At 55.9% G+C, this 3,742-nt stretch carries 3 protein-coding genes; 1 reads left to right on the forward strand and 2 read right to left on the reverse strand.

Features of this window, described 5'->3' with window-relative positions:
• Positions 1-180: 180 nt before the first annotated feature.
• Positions 181-1,185 carry a 4-hydroxythreonine-4-phosphate dehydrogenase PdxA gene (gene pdxA, locus ACTHUM_RS10790; protein WP_063076560.1) on the reverse strand — a complete coding sequence of 335 codons (1,005 nt, stop codon included), beginning with the start codon at positions 1,183-1,185 and terminating at the stop codon, positions 181-183.
• A 155-nt stretch (positions 1,186-1,340) separates the two neighbouring features.
• Positions 1,341-1,871 carry a cytochrome b gene (locus ACTHUM_RS10795; protein ID WP_081948031.1) on the reverse strand — a complete coding sequence of 177 codons (531 nt, stop codon included), beginning with the start codon at positions 1,869-1,871 and terminating at the stop codon, positions 1,341-1,343.
• Positions 1,872-2,103: 232 nt separating this feature from the next.
• On the opposite strand from ACTHUM_RS10795, the gene ACTHUM_RS10800 reads away from it, so the two are divergent.
• Complete coding sequence (locus ACTHUM_RS10800) at positions 2,104-3,633, forward strand: ABC transporter permease (protein WP_440402878.1); 1,530 nt, start codon at positions 2,104-2,106, stop codon at positions 3,631-3,633.
• Positions 3,634-3,742: the final 109 nt, after the last annotated feature.

Genomic DNA, 3,742 nt, shown 5'->3' on the forward strand with positions numbered 1-3,742 from the left:
CCAAAAGGCCGTCTGAAACCCAAATCATTGGGCTTCAGACGGCCTTTTTTATATCGTTTTTAAAATAAAACGCTGATTATTGTCCAAACATTTATCGGCTTCATAAACCGACAGGCAAATATCCCAAATGATGCTTTTACGGGAACACATTACGCCTGCAAACGATTAAACCTCCACGCTTCAGACGGCCTGCTTCTGCATATTGTGCGCCATATCAAGCGCGGCGCGGACGGCGGTCATCAGGCTGCCGGAATCGGCTTTGCCCGTGCCTGCCAAGCTCAAGGCCGTGCCATGATCGACGGAGGTGCGGATAAAGGGCAGGCCGAGGGTAATGTTCACGCCTTCGCCGAAACCGGCGTATTTGAGCACAGGCAACCCTTGGTCGTGATACATGGCGAGGACGGCATCGGCATCTTTGAGCAGGAAGGGTTGGAACACGGTATCGGCCGGATAAGGGCCGCGTGCGTCTATGCCTTCGGCCTGCAGGGCATGAAGCGCCGGAATAATGGTGTCGATTTCTTCGTGTCCCAAATGGCCGCCTTCGCCGGCGTGGGGATTGAGGCCGGTAACGAGGATGACCGGCTTGGCTATGCCGAACTTATGGCGCAGATCGTGTTCAAGAATGCGGACAACCGACTCGATTAAAGGCTTCGTGATGGCGGCGGAAATGTCTTTCAGCGGCAGATGGGTGGTCACCAACGCCACGCGCAGGCCGCCGCCGGTCAACATCATAACGACTTGTTCAGTATGGCTTTTTTCGGCGAGGTATTCGGTATGGCCGCTGAAAAAGCCGTTGCCTGCGTGGGCATCGTTGATGATGCCTTTATGCAGCGGCGCAGTCACCATACCGGCAAACAGGCCGTCTGAAATGCCTTGATACGCCGTATCCAGCAGCCGGAGGACATACGCGGCATTGGCAGGATTGAGTTCGCCCGCCCGACACTCGGCAGCTAAGGGAATATGTAGGACTTCGAGTTCGCCCTTGGGCAACGGATCGGCCGCTTGGGCTTGAAAATCGCGCAGGATGACGGACTTGCCAAGCTGTCCGGCCCTTTGCGCCAACAGGTTTTTGTCACACAAAACAACGGGGCGGCAAGGAAGGTCGGCGAAAGCCAAATCGAGGCAGATGTCGGGGCCGATGCCGGCCGGTTCACCGGAAGTGATGGCGAGAATGGGAGCAGTCATGGTGTTTCTCGGTATGGTTTACAGTATTTAGACAACGTCAGGCAAAATGCCTGCCCTACTTTTGCAGATTAACACAAATACAAAAAGGCCGTCTGAAAACAGTTTTTGCTTGGTCAAACTGTGTTCAGACGGCCTTGTCTGTTTACCGTTTCAAATTAAGAACGACGGCCGATCATGCGGTACAAAACGTCGTGGCCTTGAATGCGGTGGACGACGACCATGGCGATGTGGCCGGCGACCAGCGCGAAGAGCAGCCAGCCGAGTTTGCCGTGCGCCATGTTACCGAGGTTGGCCATCCATTCGATTTTTTCAGGTGAACCCTGCATCACTTGGACACCGAATACTTTCAACGGGCCGCGGCCGCTACCGTATTGGCGGATCATGCCGATAACGGGAACGGCAAGCATGAGGACGTAAAGGGCAAGGTGGCCGGCTTTGGCGGCAAAGCTGTCGGCGGCAGGACGTTTGGATGCATTGAGCAAGGCCCAAACAATGCGCACGATAATCACCAGCAGCGTGATGAAACCGATGGATTTGTGCACGCCGAAGAGTGCGCCGACCCATTCTTCGCCGTCATAAATGGTCCAGATGGCGATGGTGGTCAGGATGCCGATGAAGCCGAGTACGGTCAGCCAGTGCAATGCGCGCGAGACGGTATCGTAGGTTTGGGGACGTGTAGTGGTCATAATGTTTCCTTGTTTTTGATTTATTTGATTTTTTGAAGCGGCGGATTGTATCAAAAATGCCCAACCAATTTTGTTGCCTTTTTGAAGACATTTCGTAAATGTTTGAAAATTTTGAATAAACATCAGTTTTATCCATCAGGCTGCCCAGGCCGTCTGAAAACAAGGGCAGGAATACCACCTTCTATGCCGAACTCGGGCTAAAATAGGCGTTTTTATTCTCAGGTACGCATCGATGCAGGTTTGGATTCGGCGGTGTGCGCTGTTGCTGCTGCCTTTGGGTTTCTTGGCGGTCATGGTGGCCGCGCCTTTGCTGTCGCTGGCGTTTTACGACGGCGAGGGTGCTTGGGCGGAAGTGGTGGCTGATGACTATATGCGCCTGCGCTTGGGCTGGACGGTGGCGCAGGCGGTTTTGACCTGCGTCTTGGTTACAGCTTTGGGCGTGCCTGCGGCGTGGGTGCTGGCGCGGATGGATTTTGCCGGACGGCGCACGGTTTTGCGCCTGCTGATGCTGCCTTTCGTAATGCCGACTTTGGTGGCGGGCATGGGCGTACTGGCTTTATTTGGCGCACACGGTATGCTGGCGGCAGGTTGGCAGGACACGCCGTGGCTGCTGATTTACGGCAACGTGTTTTTCAACCTGCCGGTTTTGGTGCGCTCGGCGTATCAGGGATTTATGCGTGTGCCGCAGGCGCGGTTGCTGTCGGCACAATCTTTGGGCGCGGACGCGTGGCGGCGGTTTGTCTGGGTCGAATGGCCGGTGGTGCGCGCGTGGGTTGCCGGTGGCGCGTGTCTGGTGTTTTTATATTGTTTTTCAGGCTTCGGACTGGCCTTACTGCTCGGCGGCGAACGTTTTGCAACGGTGGAAGTGGAAATCTACCGGCTGGTGGCGTACGAGTTGGATATGGCGCGTGCGTCGGTGCTGGTGTGGCTGGTGCTGGCGGTTACGGCGGCGGCAGGCGGTTTGTATGCGTATTGGAGCAGGCGCGTCGCTGTGGATAAGTCGGTCTCGCCTTTGCCTCCGCGTGCACCGATATGGGCTTGGGAAAAATGGCTGACGGCAACGGTATTGGTCATGTTGGCACTGTGCTGCCTGCTGCCTTTGGCGGCGGTATGGCTCAAGGCGGTATCGGCAGGCTCTTCATGGGCAGTCTTGCTAGAGGCGCAAACGTGGGCGGCTGTGTGGAACACCGTCCGTTTCTCTGCGGCAGCCGTGGCGGCGGCAACGGTTTTGGGCGTGCTGTATGCGGCGGCGGCACGGCAAATGGCGTGGTTGCGTGCGCTGATGTTTTTGCCGTTTATGGTGTCGCCCGTGTGCATCGCGTTTGGCGTTTTGCTGCTCTATCCGCAGTGGACGGCTTCGCTGTGGCTGCTGACCGCGACTTATGCGCTGTTGGCGTATCCGTTTGTGGCCAAAGATGTATTGGCCGCATGGGATGGTTTGCCCAAAGATTACGCGGCGGCGGCGCGTACCATGGGCGCAAACGCTTTTCAGACGGCCTGTTATGTAACCGCGCCTTTATTGAAACCGGCCTTACGGCGCGGCCTGACTTTGGCTTCGGCAACGTGTATCGGCGAATTTGCGGCCACATTGTTTCTGTCGCGCCCCGAATGGCAGACGCTGACCACTTTGATTTACGATTATCTCGGACGCGCTGGTGCGGACAATTACGGACGGGCGATGGTGTTGACGGCGGTATTGACCGCTTTGGCTTTGACGGCATTTTTGCTGGTGGACGAAGCAGAAGGGCAAAAGGCCGTCTGAACGTGGTTGGCTCAAGCTCCCTTCACTTTCACTACACTATTGCCACGCCTTGTATCGAAAATTGATTGAATCCGCTATATAATTTGTTTTTAACCGCACTCAACACGAT

The organism is Neisseria sp. P0021.S006 (assembly GCF_051956895.1).